This is a genomic window from Parvibacter caecicola (assembly GCF_003725335.1).
Lineage (GTDB): Bacteria > Actinomycetota > Coriobacteriia > Coriobacteriales > Eggerthellaceae > Parvibacter > Parvibacter caecicola.
This window is the reverse complement of the sequence record NZ_QIBY01000020.1, coordinates 12,328-38,105: the sequence shown is the minus strand read 5'-3', so window position 1 is coordinate 38,105 and position 25,778 is coordinate 12,328. Positions and strand designations below refer to the sequence as shown.

Sequence of the window (25,778 nt, the reverse complement as noted above, 5' to 3'; positions counted from 1 at the left end):
GGGCGCGAGGCCGCGGCGGATGCAGGGTGGGGGCCCGGGAGCTGGCTCGCGAGGGCGCTGGGTTGGCTCTGGCCTGCGGGGGCATTGGGTCGGCCCCCGGCGGTGTGCGGGCTAGGGCTCTGGGCCGCGGCAACGTGGGGTTGGGGTTGGCCTGCAGCAGCCTGAGGCTGGTGCTGAACCGCTCTGGTTGTGGGGCGTGGGTTGGTGGGGCTCATGGAATCCTTGAGGTTGGGGCATTTGCTGGTTGCTATTTTCCCTGTTGCGCGGTAGCTGTGCGGGGAGAATCCCGCGTTTCTTGAGAAATCTTAAGTAGGCTGAAGGCCGTTTGGCAGGTGGGGCGTGGTTGAGCGGAGGCGGAAAAGCGCTGCTGAACTGGGGCTGTGACGGTGCTGCGTTGTGGCTGCCCATGGCGGAGCTGCGCAAAAGCCATGTAAGGGGTGCGCAGGCCCCGTGGAGGATCGGCGCACATGCTGTGAAAAACGCGGCAATCCATAACCGTTCCATAACCGGTTGATAGCTTTTTGCGCCGTCTGCTGTGCGGTCCTGCGGCGGCTCTGCTGAGCCAAAGCGGTGAGGGCAGCGGAGATTGCGCAGGTGAGTGGCCCGGTTGCTCTCTGCGAGCTGGCGTGAAGCCTGAAGCGGCTTCTCCGGCGGCTGGCATTCCCGAGTGGTTGCCCGGCGTTGCGCCCCGGCGTCCGGCCCGTTCAAGCGGCCGGCTCCCCCGGTTGCTGCCCGGTGGTTGCCTGGCCCCGTGGCCGGCTCGCCCCAGTTGCCTGGCCCCGTGGCCGGCTTGCCTCGGTTGCCCCTGCGCATCTTCGCCAAGCGACTGCACTGATGCTGGCCGGCGCCCCTCCGCCGCCCCAACGAAAGGTTTCGCTTGAGGTATTCAAATTCCGCATCCGCTTTGCTGCGCCGCGCTGGCGTGGCTGCCGTCCTCTCCGGCATCCTTCTCATGGCCGCCCCGTCACTGGCCCACGCCGATTCCGCGCTGGTGCCCGACGCCGCAGACGCGCTGGCCCCTTCAGCCGCTGATGTTTCGGCAGCTCAGATCGACGGCCGTTCCGCCATCCAAGCGGCCGCCGAGATCACCAAGCATTTTTCGGAGGTTTCGCCCTATGTAGATTCCATTGGCGAGATGTCCGTTTCCATTGAGAACATTGCTGCCGAGCAAGAGCGCCAGAAAGCCAAAGAGATTGAGCTGGCCCGCGTTGAGGCTGGCGTGAAGGCGGCTCAGGAGGAGCACGCCCGCATTGCCGAGGAAGAGCGCCGCGAGGCCGAGGCGGCCGCGGTGCGCCAGCAGTTTGTGGATACCGCGTTGGCCCAGGTGGGCACCGCTTACGTGAGCGGAGGCGCCGCGCCGGGCGGGTTCGACTGCTCGGGGCTGGTGAAGTACTGCGTGGCCCAGGTGTACGGCTACGAAATGCCCCGCACGGCCGCCGGTCAGTCCGGTGAGGGCGAAAGCATTTCCTTCGCCGATCTGCGCGCCGGCGACCTGCTGTTTTGGGGCTCCGGATCGGGGGTGTACCACGTGGCTATCTACATCGGCGACGGCCAATACGTGCACGCGCCGCGCCCCGGCCAATCCGTGAAGGTGCAAACCCTGGAAAGCTACACCCCTTCTTTCGCTAAACGCCTGAACCTGTAACGCCCCGCCTAGTTCCGCTGGCGGAACTAGGCGGCTATTTCTGCCACGGGCGCGGCGGAACCCGCCGAAGCCCCGAGGCGTGGCGGAACTAGGGGCCTATTTCCGCCACCCGGCCCAGGAAGGGCCTCGCGGGCGCCCCCTCTGGCGGAACTAGGCGGCAATTCCCGCCAAACGCCCCCGCCGCCGGCAAAACCCCCTCCAATTCCGAGCCTTTTCTGGCAAAAGCGCCCGGAATTCCGAGCCGCGCCGCCCCTCTGGCGGAACTAGGGGCCTAATCCCGCCACGGGCGCGGCGAAACCCGCCGAAGCCCCGAGGCGTGGCGGAACTAGGCGGCTATTTCTGCCAGGCTCACGGCCCCGGTGGCAAAAAGCCCCGGAATTCCGAGCTGCGCCGCCCCTCTGGCGGAACTAGGCGGCAATTCTCGCCATGCGCCGCTTCTCGCGCTCTTTGGGAACGGCGACCCGGAGGCCGCAATATGCTGCGGTAAACTGACATCTTTGATTTTGGCAGGCTAAACGCGGCTGGCATATGCGGCTTACGAAGCCCGGCCCAAGGGGAGGAGCGCCATGGACACTACTTTTATCGACGAGTTGGCGTCGGCGGCGCCCACGCCCGGCGGCGGTGGGGCTTCGGCTTACTGCGGCGCGTTGGCCACGGCTCTGGCCAGTATGGTGGGCAACCTCACCGTTGGGAAAAAAACCTACGCGGCCGTAGAGCCGCAGGTGGAAGCGTCGCTGCAGCGGCTGGCCCAATCGCGGCAGCGGCTGCTGGCCCTGGTGGCCGCCGATGCCGCTGCCTTCGCCCCGCTGGCGGCCGCCTATCGCATGCCCAAGGAAACGCCCCAGCAGCAAGAGACCAAGCAGGCGGCGTTGCAGGCGGCCCTGGTGGATGCCACCGAGGTGCCGCTGGAGATCATGGCCCAGTGCGCCGCCACTCTTTCGGAAATAGACTTCATGGCCCGCAACGGCAGCCGCATGGCCTGCTCGGATGCGGGCGCGGCGGCGGTGTTCGCGAAGGCGGCGCTGCAGGGGGCGGCCCTCAGCGTGCTGATCAATGTGGACTCGATAGCCAACGCCGATGCCGTCGCCACTTACCGCGCTCAGATGGATCAGCTGTTGGCGGACGGGTGCCGCCAAGCCGATGCGGTGTACCAGTACGTGGTGAGTTGCCTGTAGACGCAGGGCGGGCCAGTCCCCGTTTTTGCCACATCCTCGTTTTTTTGACGGCCCATGTCACGTTTTCGAGGATATGGCAATTCTGGGCCCCCGTTTTTGCCATATCCTCGCATTCGGTGCAGAATTCGCACAAAACAAGAGGATGTGGCAATTTTCCAGCTGAATTTTTGCCATATCCTCATTTCCGTGACAGCAGCTGTCGTAAAAACGAGGATGTGGCAAAACATGCCGATGCGGAAGGGCGGGGCGAGGAGCGGCCGCGGGGCAAGATGCGCGCGGAGGGCCGGACAGCCTGGCGACGCGGGGCGGCCGCGGAAAGCCAAAGACCGGCGGGAGGCCAGCGGGAAACCTGCAGAAGAAAGGATGAGCAATGGCGGATTTGCTTTTGGGAAAGCCGGTGGGAGATGCCCTCTCCGAAGATACAAAGGCGCAGGTGGAACGGCTGCGGGCCCGCGGCGTGCAGCCGACGCTGGCCATAATCCGGATGGGGGAGCGCCCCGACGACCTCTCCTATGAGCGCGGTGCCTGCAAGCGGGCCGAATCGCTGGGCATTGCCGTGCGGAAGTTCCTGCTGTCGGAAGACGCTCCCCAGGCGGCCCTCATGGAGGCCATCGCCCAGGTGAACGCTGACGACTCCATCCACGGCTGTCTCATGTTCCGCCCGCTGCCGAAGGGCATCGACGAGACGGCAGCCTGCAACGCCCTCAGCCCCGCGAAGGACGTGGACGGCATCACTGTCGGTTCGCTGGCCGGCGTGTTCATGGGCACGGGCGTGGGATTCCCTCCGTGCACCGCGCAGGCTTGCGTGGAGATCCTGGGCCACTATGGCATCGATGTAGAAGGGAAGGACGTGGCGGTGGTGGGTCGCAGTCTGGTGATCGGCAAGCCGGTTGCCATGCTGCTGCTGGCGAAGAACGCCACCGTCACCCTGTGCCACTCCCGCAGCGCGGATCTGCCGGCGGTGTGCCGTGCCGCCGATGTGGTGGTGTATGCCACTGGTCGTCCCCGCGCCTACAGTCTGGAGCATTTCGCCACCGGTCAGGTGGTGCTGGACGTGGGCATCAATGTGGACGAAGAGGGTAACTTGTGCGGGGACGTGGACTTCGATGCCGCTGAGCCGGTGGTGGCGGCTATCACGCCGGTGCCCCGCGGCGTGGGCTCGGTAACTACCGCCGTGCTGATGCGCCACGTAGCCCAAGCCGCCGCAGCCCAAAGCTAGGCTGCTCTTGGATGAAGATCGGGTGCCATGATAGGCGTCATGATAAGGGGCGGGGCAACACCGGGTTTCCAAAAGTTGAATTGAGAGAGCACGTCAGAGCGAGAAAGCCGGTATTCCCCCGCCCTTATTAAGTTCCCTCCCTCCGGGCCCGGCCGCAGGCGGCGGCTGGGCCCCTTTGCGAGAGAAATTCCCCAAAATTTGGGAATTATGCGTTGACATCTGCTCAGAACTGGGTAATATATCCTTTGCTGTTTTGAAATGCGCCGTTACCTCAGCTGGATAGAGGGACTGACTACGAATCAGTACGTCGGGGGTTCGAATCCCTCACGGCGCACCACTTAAATTCTCCGACCGCCACCCTGGCGGTCGTTTTGTTTTCTGGCCAGCTTGATTGGCCTCTTTGCATCCTGGACATGCTGTGAAGCGCAGGCGCTGCAGGGGTGCACCATGGTATCGTACTAATTCACGCTGAACTCAGAAGGAAACCAGTGGAGAAGGTTTATCGGGGCATATTGACGCATCGGCGCCTTGTGGTGGTGCTGTTCGTAGCGGTGGCGCTGGCTTGCGCGCGCCTGGTGCCGCTGGTGAAGGTGAATTACGACATGGTGGACTACCTGCCGCCTGAGGCGCAGTCCACCACGGCGGTGCAGCTGATGGAGGAGGAATTCCCCCAGTCCATCCCCAATGCCAACGTGATGGTGCGCAACGTTGATGTGGCCCGCGCGCTGGTGTTGAAGCAGCAGATTGTGGCCGTGCCCGGTGTGGAAGACGTGATGTGGCTGGACGACGTGGCCGATGTGGCGGTGCCGCTGGAGGCGCAAGACCCTGTGCTGGTGGAGAGTTACTACAAGAACGGCAACGCCCTGTTCCAGGTGACGGTGACCGAGGGGGAAGAGGCGGACGCCATTGCCGCGCTGCGCAATTTGGTGGATGCCGAAGGGGCCGGCAACGCGGTTTCCGGCGAGGCGATGGACACCGGCCAGATGCAGATGTCCATGATCGAGCAGGTGATGATGGCCTGCGCCATTCTGGTGCCCGTCATCGTTTTGCTGCTGGTGCTGTCCACTTCCTCATGGATCGAGCCGGTGCTGTTTCTGGGGGCCATTGGCGTGTCCATCCTCATCAACATGGGCACCAACTTCTTCCTGGGCGGCGTTTCCTTCGTCACCAATTCGGTGAGCCCCATCCTGCAGCTGGCGGTATCGTTGGATTACGCCATTTTCCTGCTGCACGCTTTCGCCGCCGAGCGCAAAACGGCGGCCACGCTGGAAGACGCCATGGCGCGGGCCATGAAGGCGTCGGCCTCCACCATTGCCGCCAGCGCCGTCACCACGCTGTTCGGCTTCGGGGCGCTGGCGTTCATGCAGTTCCAAATCGGCGCCGACCTGGGGCTTAACCTGGTGAAGGGCATCGTGCTGTCCTTCTTCACCGTGATGGTGTTCCTGCCGGCGCTTACCCTGTGCCTCACCCGCGCTATCGACCGCACCACCCATCGGCCGCTGCTGCCCTCCTTCAAAAACGTGGGACGGCCGCTGGCAAAGGCGCGCCCGGTGGCGCTGGCACTGGTGGCGGTGCTGGTGGTGCCGGCGTTTCTGGCCCAGAGTTCGGTGGTGTTCACTTACCAGAACAGTCTGCCCGACCCCACCCTGCGCCCTGGTGCCGACACGTTGGCGGTGCAGGAGGAATTCGGGCGTCAGAACGCCATGGTGGTGCTGGTGTCCCGCGGCAACGTAGCAGCCGAGGCGGCGCTTTCGGACGACCTCGCCGCTCTGGATAACATCACTGGTGTGATGGGCTACGCCGCCACGGTGGGGGCGGAAATTCCGCCGGAGTTTTTGGATGCGGCCATCACTGAGCAGTTCTATTCGCCCCACTATGCGCGAATCATCGCCTACCTGGACGCCGACTACGAAAGCGACGAGGCCTTTGCCGCGGTGGAGGCGGTGGAACAGGCGGCCGGCCGATACTACGACGAGTTTTACACCGCCGGCCAATCCGCCAACCTCTACGACATGCGCGCCATCGTGTCGGTGGACAACGTGGTGGTGGCGGTGGTGGCCGTTGTGGCCATTTTTCTGGTGGTGGCGTTGACGTTTCGCTCGGTGGGGCTGCCGCTGGTGCTGTTGCTGGCCATCGAGAGCGGCATATGGGTGAACCTGGCCATTCCGTACTTCACCGGCACCACGGTGAACTTCATCGGGTATTTGGTGGTGAACACAGTGCAGTTGGGGGCCACTATCGACTACGGCATTCTGCTCACCACCCATTACCTGGCCCACCGGCGCCTCCAGCCGGCTCGGCAGGCGGTGTTTGCGGCGCTGGGGGAAACCTTCCCCTCGCTGCTGGTTTCGGCGGGCATCCTGGCCTCGGCCGGGTTCGCGCTGGCGCTATCGTCAGCCATCGCGGCGGTGTCGTCGCTGGGGCTTTTGCTGGGGCGCGGCGCCCTCATTTCGCTGGTGATGGTCACCTGCTTTTTGCCGGCGCTGCTGGTGTATGGCGACGGGTTCATCCGCCGCACCACGTGGCGGGCCGGGTTCTTCACCGGGAAGGGCGGCGGCACGGGCGCTGAAGGCGGCTGTGGCAACGGCGGCGATGGCTCGGCGGGGCATTTTACAAGCAACAATGGCGGGGCTGCGGCCCTGGCTGCAGAAAGCGGGGAAGGCCGATGAGGCGGATGCGAAAGGCTTTCGGTGGTGCGGCGGCGGTGGCCGTGGCGGTGGCGATGGTGCCGGCACTGGGCGGCTGTGCCATGAGCAGCGTGGAAACGGCGCCTGAGGGCGGGCGCGGTGAAGATGCGGCGACTGTCAGCGCAGCTGATGGTGGCGGCGATAGGGCCGCAGCCGATTTGGGGCCTGGCAGTACCGATGGCGCCTTCGCCAAAACCGAAGTGGTGTACGCCAACCTTACCAGCGAAGGCGCGGTGGAGGCGGTGTACGTGGTTAACCGCTTCGATGTGGAAGAACCGCTGGTCATTCGCGATTTCGGCGCCTACGAGGGGCGCGTGAACCTGACCGATCAGCAGTCGCTGGCGGCACAGGGGGCCGCCGATGCCGTCGTGTTCGAAGCCGACGAGGGCGTGTTTTTCTACCAGGGCAACCTGGCCCAGGCGCAGCTGCCCTGGAACGTGCAGGTTGCCTACTCGCTAGACGGCCGCCCCATGGATCCGCGACTGATGGTGGGCATGAGCGGCCAGGTGGAGGTGCATCTTACCACCACGCGCAATGCCGATGTGAATCCGGCCTTCGCCGATAGTTTCATGCAGCAAATCACCTTCACGCTGCCGGGCGATACGTGGACCAACCTGCAGGCGGAAGGGGCCACCGTTGCCGCCGCCGGCCGTGATCAGACGGTGGCGTTCACGGTGCTGCCGGGCAAGGACGGCGACGTGACGCTTTCGGCCACGGTGCGCGATTTTCGGATGGGGGAGGTGTCCATTGCGGCGCTGCCCTATGCCAGCGTGGTGGAGATGCCCGATGTGGGCGACGTGGAAGGGGAGATGACCAGCCTCACCGATGCCATTGCCGCCCTGGATGAGGGGGCGGCTGAGCTGGCGGCGGGGGCCGATGATCTGGCCGACGGCGCGAAGCAGCTGCAAGGGGGTGCCCAGCAGCTGGCGGATGGGCTCGGCCAGGTAAACAGCTCGTCCGGTGCGCTGCTGCAGGCGTCGGGGCAAATTGAGCGGGGGCTTTCGGCGGCGGCAGCCGGCCTGGCGGGCGCCGATTTCTCTGCCATAGAGCAGCTGGGGCACTTGGCCGATCAGTTGGAGGCGCTGGCGGGCGGCCTTTCGCAGTTGAGCGAGGCGTCTGCGCAGGTGGCCGAAGGGCTGCAGTCGGCTTTGGGGGCCATGGATTCCGCGGCGGCCGGTGCCGAGAGCGACCTCACCCAAGAAGAAGTGCAGGCGCTGGTCATGGCACCGGGCCTGAGCGACGCCGAGCGGGCAACGGCCCAGAAGCTGGCGCAACAGTGGGGCGCCCTGCAGGTGATGGCCGGCACTTACAGCCAGGTGCGGCCCGCGTTCGAGGGGGCGCTGGCGCTGGTGCAAACCATGGGCGCCGGGGCCGAGCGGCAGGGTTCGCTGGCTTCTATGGCTGCCGGCCTGTCGCAGGCGGCTGAGGCCTTGCGGCAGGGGGCCGACCCCTCGGCGGTGCAGCAGCTGGCGCAGCTGGGCGAAGGCCTGCAGCAGTTGGCTTCCCAGTACGGTCAGTTCCACGAGGGGCTTTCCGCCTATGCGGGCGGAGTGGCGCAGCTGGCGGACGGCGCGGCGGCCCTTACCGGTGGCGTGGATTCGCTTTCCGGCGGTACGGCCGAATTCGCCGCGGGCGCCGGCCAATTCACTGGCGGCATGGGGCAGCTGGCCCAGGAAACCGCCACGCTTCCGCAGCAGATGCGCCAGCGCATGGACGATGCCATGGCCGATTACGAATTCCCCGAGTTCCAGCCGGTGTCGTTTGTGGACGAGCGCAATACCGCTGTGCAAGCGGTGCAATTCGTGATGACGCTGGCGGCGGTGGAGGCGCCGGAAGAGTCGGAAGCCCCCGCCGAGGAAGAGCCAGAGCCCACTATCTGGGATCGCTTCACGGCCCTGTTCGCATAGGGCGCGCCGTTGGCTTTTCGAGCGCCCGACCGCTTCTGCGCGCTGTTGCCGCCTGTGTGCAGCGGGCGTTGGTCTAAGAAGTAATCCGTCAGAAACCTCAACGGCGCGGGGATTGGGTATCATAGGCGGATACTTTTCCCAGACCGGTTTCCGAGAGGGGTGTCTCCATGACCCGTGTAAACGACGCTGCCAATTCCGGCGAAGTGGGCCGGCCGGCCGCCTATGATGCCGCGCTTGATGTGGACTCGCGCCCCTATACGGTGCCGGTGCCCTTCGGGCCCGAGCCGCTGACGGTGGCGGAAGAGGAGAAGCGCAAGGTTTCGCTGTTCGACAGCTTCGACGAGGTGAACTCCATCGAGCCGGAGCACTACACCCGCTTCGATGTGAAGCGCGGTCTGCGCAACTCCGACGGCACCGGCGTCATCGTGGGCATGACCAACATCTCCGACGTGCACGGCTATCGGGTGGAAGACGGCAAGAAAATCGCCGACGAGGGGCACCTGCGCCTGCGCGGCTACGACCTGTACGACCTGCTGGGGGACGATTCCCCCCAGCGCCGCTTCGCTTTTGAAGAGGTGGCCTACCTGCTGCTGGTGGGAAGCCTGCCCACCGAAAGCCAGCTGGCCCAATTCGTGGAAGTGATCGATTCCCAGCGCGAGCTGCCCGACGGCTTCACCGCCTCCATCATCATGCATGACGTGCCGCCCGACATCATGAACGTGCTGGCCCGCTCGGTGCTGCAGCTCTACACCTACGACCGCTTCGCCGAAGACCGCTCCCCCAAGCACGAGGTGCACACGGCGTTGTCGCTGATGAGCCGCCTGCCGCGCATCATGGTGCTTACCTATTACGCCATCCAGTCGCGGTTCCACCACGGCTCCATGATTATGCACCGGTTTGTGCCCGGGCAGTCCACCGCCGAAACCATCCTGTCCATGCTGCGCCCCGACCGCCAGTTTACGCCGGAGGAAGCGCGCATGTTGGACATCATGCTGTGCCTGCACACCGAGCACGGCGGCGGCAACAACTCCACTTTCACCACCCGCGTGCTGTCCTCCTCCGACACCGACCCCTATTCCGCTTATTCGGCGGCCATCGGCTCGCTGAAGGGGCACCGCCACGGCGGAGCCAACCGCCAGGTGCTGGGGATGCAGCAGGAAATCAAAGACAACGTGGCGAACTGGGAAAACGACGATGAGGTGGCGGCGTATCTGGCTCGCATCGTGAACAAGCAGGCCTACGACAAAACCGGCCTGGTGTACGGTATGGGCCATGCGGTGTACACGCTGTCCGACCCGCGCGCCGTAATTCTGAAGCGCTTTGCGGCGAAGCTGGCGGCTGGTACTGAGTTCGAGCGGGAGTTCAGCCTGCTGCAGTCCATCGAGCGGCTGGCGCCCCAGGTGATTGAGCAGGAGAAGGGCACCAAAAAGGATATGTGCGCCAACGTGGACATGTACTCTGGCTTCGTGTACACCATGATGGGCATTCCGGAAGAACTGTTCACGCCGCTGTTCGCCTGCGCTCGCACCGCTGGCTGGGCGGCCCATCGTTTCGAGGAAATCGGCTCCGGCAAGCGCATCATCCGCCCTGCCTACAAAACCACCGGCACCCCGCACCAGCCCTATGCCCCCATTGAAGAGCGCTAGCGCCCGCTAGGGATGGGGGACGGGGGTGACAGGGGACGGGGCCATGCGGCCCTGATCCCCGATTCGTAGGGCAGAGATTCTATCTCTGCCTAATTCGCAAGTGGATTGCCGCCGCCCGTAACGGCGCCCTTCTCACTTATCCCAGGGGAAGCGGCGCTTGGTTTTGGCGCGGCCAGTGCGCTTGGGAATGTAGTGGGGGTGGTTCTTCAGGAAGCGGCGGTTGCAGAGGCGCGTGATGCCCAGCCCCACCAGCGCTACGATGATGAAGCTGAGGGCCAGGTCCAATACGGGTGCGTTGTTCTCGGCCAAGGCGTAGAGGCAGGCTAGCCCGAAAAACACCGCAAGCGCGATGAACGTCCAGGTAAAGAATGCAATGACCACCTCTTTGGCCCGCTCGGGGGAGGTGCGCGCCACCATGACCACGTATATGATGCCCGCTACCAGTGCGATGGCCAACACCACCGGCAAAATGCGGGCGGGGCCAAGTACAAGAAGGCGCACGAGCAGGTTCATGGGCGTCCCTTCGGAAGTCGGGCGGTCGATGGAACGATTCTACCGCATGAGGGCGTGACAGGGGACGGGGGTAACGTCAGGTTTCAGGCGTGACAGGGGGCGGGGTGACAAGGGGCCTTCGACACCGCTCTTCGCGTTAGGCCGAAATGGAGCGGCCGCCCCATAATGAGGCGGCCGCAAGTCGGGAAGGAGGGAGCGGATTAGGCCGATTCGCAATTGCCCTAGAAGGCAACGCCTACTTCCATGAGATAGAACGCGCAGCGAGCGAGCACTATGGCCGCCGTTACAAATGCCAGCGACAGGATCGATGCGATGCGGGAGGCGGAGGGCTTTACAATGCTTGCCGCCAGACACACAACGCCCAGAATTCCGCACAGGGTAAATCCTGCAATGAAGCCGTTGGCCTCGGCTGCGATGGCCGCAGTGTCGTGGACGAAGGACGGCAGGGCGGCTACGATGCCGCTTTCGGCCCCCGAGGCAATTGCGGCAGCAACAAGGCTGACGACGGCCACGGCCAGCAGGATATAGCCAACAGACTTGGGAGTAGTTTCGCTTTTGCCAGCCAGGCCCACGATGAGCCATCCTAGGGCACAGCCGCCCAGCAAGGTGAGGGCAACCATGGCCACGCTAGCCGCCGAAGAGCTCCAGGCGGGAATGGTGGCAATGTTGTAAGCAAGTCCCATGAACAGTCCGAACACTACAGCGCTGGCGGCGAGTACCCACAAGAAGGCTTTGTTGGCGTTGGCAGAAAGCTTGCCGGCGGTGGTCAAAACGGCGTAGAGGAGGCACAGCGCCAGGAAGGCGCCTCCAACGGCAACCTCGTTGGAAAGGGGCGAGCGCCCGATGCCGCCCAGCGCCAGAGGAGCATTCAGCGGGACGGTCACGTGGAAGAACACGGCTACAAAGCCGATTGCAAGCACGGCAACCGGCACCCAGGCCAGCTTGCCGTACCCGGGCTTCGCTGGAGAAGCTCCGCCCACGCTGGCTCTCAACGCCATGGGGAGGAATGCGCCGGCGCCTATAGCGCACAGGGCGGTGAAGAGAATGAGGGGAAGATGGCTTGCAAGGGCTTCCATTACTAGAACACCTCCAAAGGATTGGCGATGCGGCTGTCGGCGGCTTGCGAAGACTTGGCATCGGGGCTCATGCGAATATAAAGAGAGGGCTTCGTGTAGCTGCTTGAGGGCAGGGGATCAATGTCGTGCGATTCGCCGCGCGCCTTCATCTCCTCCACTTCACCGAAGTCCAGCGCTCGCAGGGGGCAGGCTTCGACGCAAATGGGCTTTTTGCCCTCGGCCACACGGTTTTTGCACCCGTCGCACTTGATAGTATGGCCAACGGTCTTGTCCAGCGTGGGGGCACCGTAGGGGCAGGCCATTACGCAGTAGCCGCAACCCAGGCATTTATCGCCGTCTACGCTCACCAGCCCGGTCTCGGGGTCTTTCTCCATGGCGCCTGTGGGGCATACCTTTGTGCAAGCAGGGTCTTCGCAGTGATTGCACCCAATGGCCACGTGATACAGTTTGCAGGTATGGGTAACCACGCCTCGTTCATCCATTGAGCAGGCGCCCGACTCCATGTCGTACACCTTGCGGTAGGTCTGGTCGATGGAAAGATCGTGGTAGTCTTTGCAGGCCAGCTGGCAGGTGCGGCAGCCGGTGCAGCGGGAATTGTCGAAGAAAAAAGCCTTAGTCATTGCGTGCCTCCTTAAGCCTTCGTGACCTGGGCGATTACGGCGTTGGAGTTCGTCTGCTTCGCCACGGGCGTGGGGTGGTACCCCAGCAGGGTGTTGTAGCATCCGCCGTGGTCAACGCGGTCTCCAAACATGTCCGCATCATGCCAGGCCCCTTGCGGAATAAACACGCAACCGGGGATGACGCGGTTGGTCACATGGGCCTCGATGCGAATCTCGCCGTGAGGGCTTTTGACGGCGCAGATGTCGCCCTCGGAGATTTCGCGGGGATTGGCGTCTTGCGGATTGATCCATATCTGCTGCCGCGCCACCGCAGCAATCTCCGGTACGTTCGAGTAGCAGGAATGGGTGCGGGCTTTGTAATGGAACTGAGCGCAGTAAAGGGGGTACTCCTCGGTAACAGAGCCGTAGCCCTCGTAACCAGGCTCGAAGCTGGGAATGGGGGTGATTGCATCGCCTTCGGCAATGTCCCAGGTCTCGGCCATTTCCGCCAGCTGCTCCGAGTAAATCTCAATTTTGCCGGAGGGGGTGGAAAGCGGGTTGGCGATGGGGTCGTCGCGGAAATCCTTGAGGCCAATCTGACTGGGAAGATCGAAGCGGTACACGCCAACGGTCTTCATTTCCTCGAAAGAGGGCATATCGGGATTGTTGGCGCGCCCCTCGTTGTAAATGCGCTCGATCCATTCGTCGTGGGAGAGGCCTTCAGTGAACTCCTCCTTCTTTCCGAACTTGTCGGCAATTTCGGCATACACGTCGTAGGCGAGTCGCGCTTCGCCGGGGGCCTCCTGGGCGGGCATGGCCAGCGTCACTCCGTTGTAGTACTCGGCATAGCCATTTGTGGAGAGGCCCATGGATTCGGCCACCATAGCGTCGGGCAAAATGATGTCGGCGTACTTGCACGAGTCGGTCATCATGATGTCGTGGCATACGATGAATTCACACTTGCTTTCATCTTGCAGAATGTCGTGCACCAGATTGATGTCGCCGTGCTGGTTGGTGATGCCGTTGCCGGCGAAGCTCCAAAAGAACTTGATGCCGGTTTTCAGTTTGTCGGCTCCCAGGACATAGGCGTTGGTGGTGGTCATGTCTTCGCCGTGGTCGATGGCGTTGAGCCACTGGTACACCGGGATGCTGGTTTTCACCGGGTTCTCCGGTTGGGGGATGCTTCCCACCAAAGGCTGGGCTACTTGGGCGGCCATGCTGATGCCGGTGTTGGTGCCGGGAAGCCCCAGCTGTCCGGTGAGGATGGGGATCATGCAAATGGCCATCATGTTGGTTTCGCCGGCGCTGTGGCGCTGAACGCTCCAGCCTTGGCTCACGAAGAGGCGGTCGGCTTTAGCTATGCGGTCGGCAAGCACGCGAATTTGAGCCGCAGGTATGGTGGTGATGACCTCGGCCCACTCTGGCGTTTTTTCCACCATGTCGTAGCCGGTGCCCATGATGTAATCTTTGTAGGAGCGGTTTTTGCCTTTGGCCGACTCTGGCATGGTTTCCTCGTCGTAGCCCACGCAATAGGTATGCAAGAAATCCAGATCCACTGCATCGTTCACAATCAGCTCGTGGGCGATAGCGCTTGCCAGTGCACCGTCGGTGCCGGTGCGGATGGGTATCCACTCATCGCCAAAGCCAGAGCATTGCTCGTTCATGCGCGGGTCGATTTGGATGATTTCGGTGCCGGAGTCGCGCACCTTTACCATGTCCCAAACGCCGTTGGCGCCACCCATGCGGGTGTCGGCCGCCGAATAGCCGAACAGCACCATAAGGTCGGCGTTCTCGGCCTCTGACACGCTGGAGGCGCCCACGTTGTCCAGCGGATTGTAGGTGGCGCCGAACATGAAGGGGCTGTAACCCTGCATTGCGCCGATGGAGTAACTGCCACGATAATCCAGGTAGCCACCCAAAGTGGCGAACAAACGCTGGGGCAGCATGCCGGTTTTGGTGTCATCGGTGCCGATGGCGGTGTACTTACCGGTGCCCTTGTGGATGAAGATGGCCTCGTTGCCGTAGCTATCGATGGTTTTCTGGATCTGTTGGGCGATGGTGTCGATGGCTTCATCCCAGCTGATGCGCTCGAACTCTCCAGAGCCGCGCTTACCCACGCGCTTCATGGGGTACAGCAGGCGATCGGGGCTGTTTACCCAGTGGCGATACGTGCGGCCGCGCAGGCAGGCGCGGGCTTGATGCTCGTTAGGGTTTCCCAGGTTGTCGGTCTCGGTGTAGATGATCCGGCCGTCTTTCACATGATGGCGGAATATGCAGCGGCCGCCGCAGTTGACGTTGCACTGGCTCCACACTACCTTCTCCTCGGCCGTTTCGGCCACGGCTTTCGCGGGCTTTAGCGTTCCGCCCTGGACGGACGAAAGGCAGCCGATTCCAACGGCCGACCCAACGGCGGCCATGGCTGCGGTGAAACCGCGTCGTGTCATGACGCTACGATTCTCCATGCTTCTCCTCCTCTGCAGTCTCTCTCGATTCTGGCGCCCTGTACGGCGCTGGTAAAAGACTACGGGCTTGAACTTCTGAGGTCTTCTTGGTAATCAGGGGATAAATCGCAGGAAAAGTAAAATCCCCTAGTTTGGGGGAGAGGCGAAATTATACGATGCGACCTGCGGTGATATCATCCAGGGCTTCGAGGATGGGGGTGTCGATTTCCTGAGGCTGCGGCGCTGCGCTCCCCCCGGCGACTTCCTTCGCCGCGGCCTGCTCCAAAAGGGCTTGGACTTTGGAGGTCAACAGGCACCCAGCAATTGCCGCGAGAACGGAAGCGGCCACGGCGATGCCGAAAAGCGCTGCCCACTGAATGATGCCGCTGGCAGACGTGGGAGCAAGCACGGCGTTGAACCAGAGCGCCCCCGCAATCGTGCTGGGGTAAACGGCGATGCCGAACGTGCTTCCGGTCACAAGGGCCCGTTTTTCCGCTGCGGCTCCGCGCGCGATGGCGTAGGCGATGGCCGCCGCCGCTGCGGGCAATATGGCGCTTAAGGCCATGACGGGGTGCATCATGCCCAAGCAGAATCCGTAGCAAAGCGCGGCGATGACGGTGGGGACAAGGGCGTTACGGCTTCGAATGGATGCGGCGATAGCGAGGCTGTAAAGTGGCGCCGCCAAAACCGCATGGAGCCCATAGAGCTCCTGGAGCGATAGAGCTGGCAGGCGTGTTGCCAGACCGACGGCAAAGAAAAGTACAAATAGCAGCGCGGTGTCTGCCATGTTCTTGACGAGCGGTGGCATGGTGATTCCTCTCTCTTTGGGGCTTTGCGTTATGCAACAGCATGAATTTACGCATAGCCCACTCCGCGATTCATCCTAGGAACTAGGGGATTTTTCTCGAAAGGGAGGGGTGAGGAAATGTGACGCACCTGCAACCGTGCGGTCGTGAGCGCTTAACCCTGCTGGTTCATCATGTTGATGAGGCTTTGCCTATCGTGGACGCCCATTTTCGTATAGATATGCTTGACGTGGGTTTGAATGGTGCTTTGGGAGACGCAAAATTCTTCCGCAATAAAGGGGACGTTTCGCCCTTGCAAAATGCGGTCAAGCACCTCTGCTTCGCGTTTAGTAAGCCCATACTTTTTGGCAAACGTCTCGGCTTTTAGACGGCGCGCCTCATCGATACTCGCGGCTTCGGCGGGGTTGGCTGCTTCGGCTTTATAGGCCAGCTGCAGCTTCTTGTTCACATAAGAAATGAAAAGCACCAGCAGGATGACCAGAGCGTTGACTACCAGGGCAAGGGCGAAGAACAGGCCTTCAGCCCTGAAGGAGCCCACCAGCAGTCCGATGGTAATGCCGGCAATTTCTCCCAGCGAAAGGATGAAGAAAGAGTTGGTAAAAATGGCGGGAAATGCGGCACGCTTGTCCTGGCACAGAAGGGTGAAATGGGCGATGAGCTCGGTCTCCACAAGGATGCGGGCGCTGAAAATGAGGGAAAAAGCAAGGGTGGCGTAATTGGAGCCGGTGACGGCTGCGACGGTTACACCGATGGCGAGCGCGGGTATGGCCACCACCACCGTATGGGAGAGATTGAGTCGCTTCTTCGCAATTGCCAGAATTACGGTGGCAGCAATGGTTATGGCTGCGACCATGAGCGAGAGGTTGTGCAGCCCTTCGCTGGTGGCCAGGGCGCGGCCCAACCCAAGCGGCCACGTCAGGCCGAAGGCAAGCCAGAAGCAGGCAGCGTTAAGGGCAGTGCCCCATTTCATGGGGTGGTTGTGATTCGGTTGCCCTGGGCGGGCTTCTGACTCCTTTGCGCATGAGCGTCCTGTGCGTCGCTTATTTGGGGAGTTCGCGTTTTGGGCGAGCGCCAGCCCTGCTGCAGAAGGCAAAAGCAGCAGCGCCGTAAAGGCGATTAGTGCATGAAGATTGCTGTAGAGGAGGTACAGAACCGCGCCTAGAATCACGCAGGGAAATACCGATGGTGTTAGGTTTTTGCGGGATGCTGCGGAAAGAGCGCCGCAGAACCCGAGAAACAGGCAGGCATAGGCGGCACCTGCCAGCACATAACCTGTGGCAACAAATACCCAAGCGACCGGAGTGATCTCCGGCTGACAGAGCAGGCCGGCAGCGAATGGCCCCAGCGCTGCGATGCCGCCGGCCATCAGATAGCTGTGGGGGGGGGGTCATCAGCGCTTGACGAACGGGGGCGGTAAAGCTTACCAGGACAAGCAAGAGGGCAAAGCCAGCCAAAAACCCTATGCGCCCGCAAGCCAAAAGCGCTTCTGCTGGTTCGGCGGATAAAAAGGCGCAAGGAGAGAGAAACAGGCAAAGCTGCCAGGCAATAAGGCATCCGCCAGCGACGGAGAGCAACGGCGATGTTTCGCGAAAACCTTTCATGGCCCGATATTGTACACAAGGAAGGGGGAGAGGAAGGGAGTAGATTTATGGCTTGTGCCCACCGTGGGCACGGGCATGATAGGGCACCGAGGGCGAGGCATGACGGGGGACGGGGTGACGGGGGGACGTGTACTTTTGGCACACAGGTGTGCCAAAAGTACACGTCCCCCCGTCACGCCCCCTGTCGCGTGGCGCCTACCCCAAGGCGCAGGCGCGCAGGGGGGAGCCGCTGGTGGTGCGGGCCCACCAGCCGCGTTTGCCCGCTTCCGCCGCCAGGGCCAGGGCATCCGCCTGGGTTTCGGTGATGGCGAACACGCAGGCGCCGCTGCCGCACAGCAGATGCCCGCGTACGGCGGGGTGAGAAGCCAGCATCTCTTCCACCTCGGCGATGGCCGGCAGCAGTTGCCGTGCTGGGGCGTCCAGGTTGTTGAACAGGGGCACATCGGCGGCATCGGCGGCGGCTTCTACCTGGGCCAGCAGGGCTGGCGGTACCGCGTCTGGCTGCTGGTCGAAGGATTGGTAGGCCGCGGCGGTGGAAACGCCCCCCTCCGGCTTCACCAGCACCACAGGGACTTTCAGCGGGGCCAGCTGGCGCACGAAGTTCTCGCCGGCGCCGTCCAGCAGCGCGGCGCCTCCCTTCAGGAAAAAAGCCACATCGGTGCCCAGCGCCTGGGCCACTTCGCTGATGCGCTTGTCGTTGGCCGCCAGCCCCAACTTCTGGGCCAGCCCCACCAGCACGGCGGCGGCATCGGAGGAGCCGCCTCCCAGCCCCGCCTGATGGGGAATGGTTTTCTCCAGGCGAATGGACACCTGCAGCGGGCTATCCCACCCCAATGCGCGGCACAGGGCATCCACCGCTTGGAACACCAGGTTGTCGGCGGCAGCAGTTTGAAGCGGCAGGGGAGTGCCCTTGTCCGCCACGTCCAGGTTTACCAGCACGTTGCCGGCCGGGCCGCCAATGGCTTGCCACGGGGGCAGCGTGCTGTCTTCGGGCATTTCCCAGGGCTCGGCTTTAGTGTTCAGGTACAGCGTGTCGTGCAGCAGCAGCGCCTGCATCACGGTGGTGGCCTCGTGGCGGCCGTCGGCACGCGTGGCCCCTATGCCCAGAAACAGGTTCACCTTCGCCGGCGCGATAAGTCGCAAGTAGTTAGGGCCCAGGAAACGCGCCGGATCCCATTGGGCATCGCGGGCTGCTTCTATCATGTTCACGTTCATAGATTCTTGGCTCATGGGATTCCTGTCTGCTATCTGGGGGTTCTTTCCCGGAGGCGCTGATTGTGCTAGACTCTACCAAAGCGGTGCCCCGCCAGTTCGGGCAGCATCGTTTGTTAGGTTAAGCCCCGCTAGGTCTGCAAACTGCGCGGGGCTTTTTCTCTTCCAAATTCAACCGTTCATCATTCCCTCCTGGCCATCGCGAGACCAATAATCCCAATCACGACCAGAAGCACTTCGCACACGGCAATAACTGTCTGTGGGTCCATAAGCGTCTCCTTTCCAGGAGCCGCTCGAACGGCGAAGCACCGTAGCAGGGGATTGTAGCACAGGGGGCTTACCGTATAATCTGCCTATGGAAAACCACCAGGTACATATCGAACAGGGAGAAGAGTTCGCCGTTGCACCGTTGGGGGCGGGCGAAGAGCCCTCTTCTGCGGCGGCTGTCGGCGGGGCATCGTGCGCGAGCGCTGGGCCGGCGCCCGGGGCTGCCGAATCCGCGCCCTTGGCCCGCACGCCCAAAGCGGAGGCGAGACGGCTGGCGCGGCTGGCCCGGAAGCAGGAAGCAGAAGAGGCCCAGCAGGCCCAGGACGAAGCGTTCATGCGCCTGGCGTTGGAAGAAGCCCGGCTGGCGGCCCAAGCGGGCGAGGTGCCCATCGGCGCTGTGGTGGTGCACCAGCCGCGCGACCGCGCCACCGGCAAGCCCACGGCCGAGGCCCAGGTGATAGCTCGCGGCCACAACCAGTGCGAAGCGCTGAAGGACGCCTCGGCCCACGCGGAGTTTTCCGCCATGCGCGAAGCCGAGCAGGCGCTGGACAATTGGCGGCTTTCCGACTGCACTATATATGTAACGCTGGAGCCCTGCGTGATGTGCGCCGGCTTGATGCAGCGCTCGCGAGTGAGCCGCTGCGTGTACGGCGCCGCCGACCCCAAAGGGGGCGCGCTGGGCAGCCTGTTCGCCATCCACCAAGACCAGCGGCTGAACCACCGCTTCCAGGTTACCCCCGGCGTCCTGGAAGAAGAGTGCCAGGCCCTGCTGCGGCGCTTTTTCCAAACGCGCCGCTAGGCACGGATGCAAAGTCGTCTCGCCTCGCCCATTCGGGCCGCACCATTTCGCTTTCCCTGTTCGTGCGGCGCCAGCGCCGATGAGCAGCAAAAAGCCCCGCGGCCGTGAAGCTGCGGGGCTGAAAAAAACTGGCGGAGGCGGTAGGATTTGAACCCACGGTACCTTTCGGTACGACAGTTTTCAAGACTGCTTCCTTAAGCCGCTCGGACACGCCTCCAATGTAAGGTTTCAGAATAGCACAAAGGCTGGTGGCAAACCGTTTATCTTGCCTCATAACATAAAGAATCGCGAGACTCTTCAGCTTTTGGAAACCCATCGTAAGGCTTTGGAAAAAAATCCGAAACCCTGACCTTCAAGAGGGCAATTGAGGTCTATTATGACCGCTGGCGCAAAAAATTACGCCGTTCATGCCACAGAGGAGGTAGCAATGTTCAAAGCAAACGTTGGTTCATCCACCGCTGAAGATGCCAGGGCCGCAGGTCGCGAAGCAGCCGCCGCCGCTGGAGCAGGCCTCGAAGATGTGAAAGTGGTTCTTGCCTACTGCAGCTGCGACTACAACGTTGACGAAGTGGTGGCCGGCATTGGCGAGGCCATCCCCGATGTGCCCGTTTTGGGTAACACGTCCTTTACCGGCGTAGTGGTGCCCGGCGCCGGCTACGTGGGCGGCGATGTGCCGTTTGTGGGCGTGATGGCGCTGGCCGACCCCGAGATGGTGGTTTCGGTGGTGGCGGCCAACCGCGCCGAAAACGACGATCCGGTGGAAGCGGGCGTCGCCATGGCTGAAACCGCGCTCGATTTGGCCGAGACCGACTTCGCCCCCGAGTACTTCTACATGGCCGCTTCTCCGGCCGAGGAGGAGTTCTACCTGAAGGGCATCTCGTCCGTCATTGGCCGTGAGCCGTTCTTCGGTGGTTCCGCCGCCGACAACACCATCGCCGGCAACTGGAAGCTGTACGCGGGCGATCAGTCCTTCGCTGACGGCTGCGTGGCCGCGTTCTTCTGGAACGCCCCTAGCATGACCAACGTGTTCACCGGCGCCTACCGTGAAACCGACGACTTCGGCGTCATCACCAAGGTGGAGGGCAACCGCACCATCGCCGAAATCGACGGCGTGCCGGCCGCCAAGAAGCTCCAAGAGTGGGCCGGCTGCAGCGACGACGACATCGCCGGCGGCAACCTGTTGGCCTACACGGTGCTTTCGCCGCTGGGCGTGAAGGACCGCCTGGGCGACCTTATCGCCATCCGCCATCCCATGAACGGCAACGAGGACTTCTCCATCAACGTGGGCAATAACGTGACCGAGAAAACCTGCGTCATCCGCATGGAGGCCACCGTTGACGAGCTGATCCAGTCGGTGCCCGACACCCTGCGCCAGCTGATCGACCGCATGCCCGGCGAGCCGGCGGCCTTCCATCTGGTGCACTGCGGCGGCCGTCGCGCCGGCATCGACGCCCGCATCGGCGAGGTGGCCGCGGCCGTGGCCGAAGTGGCCGGCGATGTGCCTTACATCATGGAGTTCACCTTCGGCGAGTACGGCTTCGAGAGTGACAACAACAACACTTGCGGCGGCCTCATGCTGTCGTTCACCGGTTTCAGCAACTAGCTTAATTCCCAAGCAAAGGAGTTTATTTCTATGAAGATGTTTATTGACGGCAAGGCGGTTGAGGCTTCCACGGGCGAGACCATCGACGTGGTGAACCCGGCAACGGGCGCGGTGGTGGATACCGTTCCCGCCGCCACGGCCGAGGACGTGGCCCATGCGGTGGCGTGCGCGAAGGCGGCCCAGAAGGTGTGGGCGAAGGTGCCCACCTGGCAGCGCGCCGAGATCATGATGAAGTTTTTGGAGCTGGTGGAGCGCGACAAGGAGCAGCTGGCCCGCACCCTTTCCGACGAAACCGGCAAGCCCATCACCGAGGCCCGTGCGGAAATTGGCAACATCCCCATTGCGTTCAAGGCGTTCTCGGAGCGGGCGAAGCACCTCTACGACGAGGTGATTACCGCCGGCAGCGAGCCCGGCCAGGAGACCACCGTGGTTATCACCCGTAAAGAGCCGCTGGGCGTGGTGGTCGCCGTCATCCCGTTCAACTTCCCCTGCGACCTGTTCGACCAGAAGGTGGCCCCGGCACTTTTGGCCGGCAACTCCTGCATCGTGAAGCCCTCCACCGACAATCCGCTTACCCTGTGCATGCTCACCGCGCTGCTGGGCGAGGCGGGCGTCACCCCCGGCGCCATCGAGATTGTCACTGGCCGCGGCAGCGTGGTGGGCCACGAGCTGTGCGCCAACCCCGACATCGACCTCATCACCCTCACCGGTTCCACTGAGGTGGGCATCGAGACCGCGCAGGTGGCGGCCAAGACCCTCACCCACACTGCACTTGAACTGGGCGGCAACGACGCCTTCATCGTGATGGCCGACGGCGATGTGGACCTGGCCACCGACGAGGTGATTTGGGGCCGCATGTACAACACCGGCCAGGTGTGCTGCGCCTCCAAGCGCTTCCTGGTGCACGAATCCCGCGTGCAGGAATTCACCGACAAGGTGGTGGAGAAGATTTCCGCCCTGAAGCAGGGCATGCCGGCCGAGGACGACACCCAAATCGGCTGCCTGATTTCCGAGAAGGCGGCCATCGAGGTGGAGCGCCAAATCAACCTCACGGTGGAGCAGGGTGGCAAGATTGTGCTGGGCGGCAAGCGCAACGGCGCCTTCATCGAGCCCACCGTCATCGTGGACGTGCCCGCCGCCGCCGACGTGGCGAAGGACATGGAGATCTTCGGCCCTGTGGTGCCCATCATCTCGTTTGCCACCGAGGAAGAGGCTGTGGCCATTGCCAATTCTTCCATCTTCGGCCTGTCCAGCTGCGTGTTCTCGGCCGACCAGAAAACCTGCGCCCGCGTGGCCTGCGCCATGGAGGCGGGGGCTTGCGTCATCAACGGCGCCAGCTTCTACCGCTCGTTTGAGGAGCCGTTTGGCGGCTACAAATACTCCGGCATCGGCACCGAGGGCGTTATGAGCACCTTCGATGAGATGACTCACACCAAGTCCATCGTGCTAAAGAACATCCTGTAACCAGCCGTTTGCCTGTGGAAGCGCCCCGGATTCCGGGGCGCTTTTTTGCGGCCGCCGATTGACCGCGCCCCTAAGGTGGGGTACTATTAACGACTGCAGTTTGGAGGAGTGACCGAGAGGCCGAAGGTGCTCGCCTGCTAAGTGAGTATGCCCCACAAGGGCATCTAGGGTTCGAATCCCTACTCCTCCGCCACTGAAACGCACACGCCCCGGCAACGGGGCGTTTTCATTTGCTTGGATCGTTTGGGGGTTCGTCTGGGGAGGGGTGTCATGCTGTTCAATCAGGGCATGCGGTTGGGTGTAGGCCAAAAGGCGACGGTTATTGTGGCTGCACTGGCACTGCTTGGTGGCTTTTCCCTGTTCATATACGGAGAATGGGGGCCCTCGATCGGCACGGCGGCCATGGGGGCGCGTGTGGGGCAAACGGTGGGCGTTGCCCTGTTCGGCATCTCGATGTTGATGTTCTGCGGGTTGTTCGCATGGCTGGACGTGCGCGTGCTGCGGGACACCGCTCCTACCCTGCGGAAGGCTCAGGGCAAACAGCTGGTTCGCGAGCTGGGCACCGTGGCTCTGAATGTGCTCGTGTACGGCGGTACCGTAGTGCTGTTCTTAGGATGCATTGCCGCTTTGGACGACATTTTCTTTCCCGGCGGCATTTTTGTTCTGCTGCTTATGGTTGGTTGTGTGGCGGGGTTTGTGGCCTACCGCCGTTATCGCCACCGCCACAAGGCCACGTATGAGTTTATGGGTGACTTAGCGCTGCTGCTGGTTCTGCTGGTTATGGGCTTGGTGGGGCTGACAGGGGCTGTCAGCCAAGGCTCCGACGTAACCGACGATCTAGCGCGTGGCCCCATAACCATCAATGCCATTGCCAGCGATGTGCAGCAGAACCATCCGCGCGGGCGCCATCGGGCGCTGCGGCAAGACTCGATTACCGTGCGCTACGACAGCGAAGATGGTCAGCGCTATTATGTAACCATCTCGCAGGCAGATTGGCCGGAGGCGGTGCGCCAGCAGAACGATCAAATTTTTTCTCGCGTGACCCTGTATCCCAACAGCGGCATTTTCGTAGAGGCGCAGCCCTGGGCCGAGGGCGCGCAAGTGATGGCGGATCATCTGGAAGTTCTTCTGCCCGACTAACCGACCGCAAGCGGGGCATTCGTTGACTTCCCGCAGGTAGGGTGGTAAAAAACCATGGCTTGAGTTGTGCGAGCAACGCCGCAAGTTTGGGTTGAGAAGGGAAGGACTAATGGCGTCTGGGGGCAGGCCCCTGTGGGTGTACAAAGGAATGATTCTTGTCGCCGTCCTGTTTTGGGGGCTTGGCACCGTGGTTCTGAAAGAAACGGTGGCCTCGGTGCCTCCCAGCTACCTCACCGGCATTCGTTTCCTGATCACCGGAGTGCTGGTGGCGCTGATTTTCTGGAAGAACTTCCGCCGGGCCCTCACACCGCAGGCGCTTCGCTCTGGCATCATTTTCGGCGTGCTGCTGTTTGCCGCCTACTGGACCCAAACGGTGGGACTCATTTCCACCACGCCGGGGAAGAGCGCGTTTCTCACATCGGTGTACGTGGTGATGGTGCCGTTTTTGTGCTGGCCGTTTTACAAGAAGCGTCCAACGGTGTTTACGATAGCCGCGGCCGCCCTGTGCTTGGCGGGTATCGGGTGCGTTTCTGTTTCGGGTGAATCCTTCGCACTGGGCTTTGGCGAGCTGATGACCCTGGTGTGCGCCGTGTTCTTCGCGCTGCACATAATGTACGTGAATAGCGTGCCCGGCCAGTTGGACATGATGGGCATGACGGTGATTCAGCTCCTCACAATGGGGGTATTGGGCCTGGTGGCGGGCTTCTTCACCGAACCCCTTCCGGCGGCCGAGGTGCTGCTCAGCGGGGATTTCCTGTTCAACCTGGCCTACCTGGTGGTGTTCTCGTCGGCGGTGGCGCTCATTTTCCAGAACATCGCAGTGGCCCACCTTCCGGCCACCACCGCATCGCTGCTGCTTTCTCTGGAGGCGGTTTCGGGAGCGGTGTTCTCGGTGCTGCTGTTCGGCGAAACGCTCACGCCGTTGCTGCTGCTGGGCTTCGCCATCATCTTCGCAGGCATCGTGACCAGCGAGGTGGGCCCGGGGCTGTGGGAAAAGATTTCGGCTCGGCGTCAAACTGAGGCCGCCGCAGTGTTTCCCGCCGGGGACGAGCTGACGGCCGATTCCCAAGAGCTATAATCGTTCGCGGCAAAAGGAGGCCCCATGAAAGAGAAGTGCACCGAACCCGGCCGCGACAATGTCATCCTCGTCGGTATGCCTGGCGCAGGGAAATCCACCCTTGGCATCGTGCTGGCGAAGATTTTGAACTACAACTTCGTTGACGCCGACCTGGTAATCCAGAACCAGTGCGACAAGACACTGCAGAAACTGCTGGACGCTTGCGGCCCCGACGGCTTCATCGAGATGGAGAACCAGGTACTCTCCGACATGGATTTCCAGCGCACGGTGGTGGCTACCGGCGGTTCGGCGGTGTATTCCGCTGCTGCCATGGAGCACCTGCGCAGCATTGGGCGCGTGGTGTATCTGAAGATCAGCTTCGACCAGCTGCGAGAGCGTTTGTGCGATTTTCAAGACCGCGGCGTGGTGCTGCGCAAGGGCATCTCCATGAGCCTGCGCGAGCTGTACGATGAGCGCCGGCCCCTGTACGAGATGTACGCCGATATTACGGTGGACGTGAACGACCTGTCCATCACCGCCGCCGCCCGCAAGGTGGCCAGCGCGCTGCAGTAGGGGTGCCGGCCCGGTTGCCGCAGTGGCCTGCTGGCAAGCGTGGCGGACTGGCAGTAAGCGTGGCCTGCTGATATGGATAACGCGAAGCGGCCCCTCGGGTGAGGGGCCGCTTCTTTGCATCGGAGAGAGGCACTTGCAGAAACGCGTTCCCAGGAGGAGGGGTCTGGCCGAGTTAGGACGGTTTCTTATGCCGTTGCAGTCCTAATTCTACAAAAGCGCTGGCTTAGAAATCCCATAGCAAAGTCTTAAGAATTCCTTGCGCCCGTGTACCCAAGGGTACGCGGGCGGCGGCGCTGGCGGACAAGAATGGGCATGGGGCGTCTGTGAAGGGGTGGCGCTCGCCGGGGT

The 25,778-nt window shown here is 62.7% G+C and carries 19 protein-coding genes and 3 tRNA genes; 14 read left to right on the top strand and 8 right to left on the bottom strand.

The annotated features are described in order from the left end of the window. Positions 1 to 877: 877 nt before the first annotated feature. The 7 genes from DMP11_RS08920 (at position 878) to DMP11_RS08890 (ending at position 10,279) form a co-directional block, all read left to right on the top strand. On the top strand, positions 878 to 1,645 hold the full coding sequence (locus DMP11_RS08920) for a C40 family peptidase (protein ID WP_148041126.1): 768 nt from the start codon (positions 878 to 880) through the stop codon (positions 1,643 to 1,645). A 566-nt stretch (positions 1,646 to 2,211) separates the two neighbouring features. Next, positions 2,212 to 2,820: a cyclodeaminase/cyclohydrolase family protein gene (locus DMP11_RS08915; protein ID WP_123186141.1), complete on the top strand. Its 609-nt coding sequence runs from the start codon at positions 2,212 to 2,214 to the stop codon at positions 2,818 to 2,820. 370 nt (positions 2,821 to 3,190) lie between these two features. Continuing rightward, complete coding sequence (locus DMP11_RS08910) at positions 3,191 to 4,039, top strand: bifunctional 5,10-methylenetetrahydrofolate dehydrogenase/5,10-methenyltetrahydrofolate cyclohydrolase (RefSeq protein WP_123186140.1); 849 nt, start codon at positions 3,191 to 3,193, stop codon at positions 4,037 to 4,039. 260 nt (positions 4,040 to 4,299) lie between these two features. Next, positions 4,300 to 4,376: transfer RNA gene (locus DMP11_RS08905), tRNA-Arg, on the top strand. 151 nt (positions 4,377 to 4,527) lie between these two features. Continuing rightward, on the top strand, positions 4,528 to 6,708 hold the full coding sequence (locus DMP11_RS08900; RefSeq protein ID WP_123186139.1) for an efflux RND transporter permease subunit: 2,181 nt from the start codon (positions 4,528 to 4,530) through the stop codon (positions 6,706 to 6,708). Positions 6,709 to 6,713: 5 nt separating this feature from the next. Continuing rightward, positions 6,714 to 8,633 (top strand): hypothetical protein, encoded by a 1,920-nt coding sequence (locus tag DMP11_RS08895; RefSeq protein WP_161555350.1) that lies wholly within the window; start codon positions 6,714 to 6,716, stop codon positions 8,631 to 8,633. Between the two features lie 167 nt (positions 8,634 to 8,800). Beyond that, on the top strand, positions 8,801 to 10,279 hold the full coding sequence (locus DMP11_RS08890; RefSeq protein WP_123186137.1) for a citrate/2-methylcitrate synthase: 1,479 nt from the start codon (positions 8,801 to 8,803) through the stop codon (positions 10,277 to 10,279). A gap of 132 nt (positions 10,280 to 10,411) precedes the next feature. Here the strand turns inward: DMP11_RS08890 and DMP11_RS08885 are convergent, their stop codons facing one another. The 7 genes from DMP11_RS08885 to DMP11_RS08855 all read right to left on the bottom strand — a co-directional run bounded on the left by DMP11_RS08885 (position 10,412) and on the right by DMP11_RS08855 (position 18,545). Beyond that, positions 10,412 to 10,792: a guanylate cyclase gene (locus DMP11_RS08885; RefSeq protein WP_123186136.1), complete on the bottom strand. Its 381-nt coding sequence runs from the start codon at positions 10,790 to 10,792 to the stop codon at positions 10,412 to 10,414. Between the two features lie 221 nt (positions 10,793 to 11,013). Then, positions 11,014 to 11,868: a dimethyl sulfoxide reductase anchor subunit family protein gene (locus DMP11_RS08880; protein ID WP_123186135.1), complete on the bottom strand. Its 855-nt coding sequence runs from the start codon at positions 11,866 to 11,868 to the stop codon at positions 11,014 to 11,016. 2 nt (positions 11,869 to 11,870) lie between these two features. Further along, positions 11,871 to 12,488 (bottom strand): 4Fe-4S dicluster domain-containing protein, encoded by a 618-nt coding sequence (locus DMP11_RS08875; protein WP_123186134.1) that lies wholly within the window; start codon positions 12,486 to 12,488, stop codon positions 11,871 to 11,873. A gap of 11 nt (positions 12,489 to 12,499) precedes the next feature. Then, complete coding sequence (locus DMP11_RS08870; RefSeq protein WP_123186133.1) at positions 12,500 to 14,929, bottom strand: DMSO/selenate family reductase complex A subunit; 2,430 nt, start codon at positions 14,927 to 14,929, stop codon at positions 12,500 to 12,502. A 148-nt stretch (positions 14,930 to 15,077) separates the two neighbouring features. Next, entirely contained in the window at positions 15,078 to 15,716 is a 639-nt protein-coding gene (locus DMP11_RS08865; RefSeq protein ID WP_123186132.1) for a hypothetical protein, read from the bottom strand. Between the two features lie 152 nt (positions 15,717 to 15,868). Further along, complete coding sequence (locus DMP11_RS08860; RefSeq protein WP_123186131.1) at positions 15,869 to 17,080, bottom strand: response regulator transcription factor; 1,212 nt, start codon at positions 17,078 to 17,080, stop codon at positions 15,869 to 15,871. Between the two features lie 430 nt (positions 17,081 to 17,510). Beyond that, complete coding sequence (locus tag DMP11_RS08855; RefSeq protein WP_123186130.1) at positions 17,511 to 18,545, bottom strand: 4-(cytidine 5'-diphospho)-2-C-methyl-D-erythritol kinase; 1,035 nt, start codon at positions 18,543 to 18,545, stop codon at positions 17,511 to 17,513. 337 nt (positions 18,546 to 18,882) lie between these two features. Here DMP11_RS08855 and tadA point away from each other — a divergent pair, with 337 nt between their 5' ends. Continuing rightward, a complete protein-coding gene (gene tadA / locus DMP11_RS08850) occupies positions 18,883 to 19,593 on the top strand; it encodes a tRNA adenosine(34) deaminase TadA (protein ID WP_170155482.1) in 711 nt (236 codons plus the stop codon). 129 nt (positions 19,594 to 19,722) lie between these two features. Here tadA and DMP11_RS08845 read toward each other — a convergent pair. Beyond that, positions 19,723 to 19,810: transfer RNA gene (locus DMP11_RS08845), tRNA-Ser, on the bottom strand. 210 nt (positions 19,811 to 20,020) lie between these two features. Between DMP11_RS08845 and DMP11_RS08840 the strand changes: the two genes are divergently transcribed. The 6 genes from DMP11_RS08840 to DMP11_RS08815 all read left to right on the top strand — a co-directional run bounded on the left by DMP11_RS08840 (position 20,021) and on the right by DMP11_RS08815 (position 25,430). Beyond that, a complete protein-coding gene (locus tag DMP11_RS08840) occupies positions 20,021 to 21,196 on the top strand; it encodes an FIST signal transduction protein (RefSeq protein WP_123186129.1) in 1,176 nt (391 codons plus the stop codon). A gap of 30 nt (positions 21,197 to 21,226) precedes the next feature. Next, complete coding sequence (locus DMP11_RS08835) at positions 21,227 to 22,660, top strand: aldehyde dehydrogenase family protein (RefSeq protein WP_123186128.1); 1,434 nt, start codon at positions 21,227 to 21,229, stop codon at positions 22,658 to 22,660. Positions 22,661 to 22,762: 102 nt separating this feature from the next. Then, positions 22,763 to 22,853, top strand: a tRNA-Ser gene (locus DMP11_RS08830). A gap of 77 nt (positions 22,854 to 22,930) precedes the next feature. Further along, the gene (locus tag DMP11_RS08825) at positions 22,931 to 23,800 is read left to right on the top strand and encodes a hypothetical protein (RefSeq protein WP_123186127.1); all 870 of its coding nucleotides are present in this window, start codon (positions 22,931 to 22,933) and stop codon (positions 23,798 to 23,800) included. 109 nt (positions 23,801 to 23,909) lie between these two features. Next, positions 23,910 to 24,878, top strand: a complete 969-nt coding sequence (locus DMP11_RS08820; RefSeq protein ID WP_123186126.1) for a DMT family transporter — start codon at positions 23,910 to 23,912, stop codon at positions 24,876 to 24,878. A 24-nt stretch (positions 24,879 to 24,902) separates the two neighbouring features. Beyond that, positions 24,903 to 25,430, top strand: coding sequence for a shikimate kinase (locus tag DMP11_RS08815; RefSeq protein WP_123186125.1), 528 nt, complete (start codon positions 24,903 to 24,905; stop codon positions 25,428 to 25,430). The last annotated feature ends 348 nt before the right edge of the window (positions 25,431 to 25,778 follow it).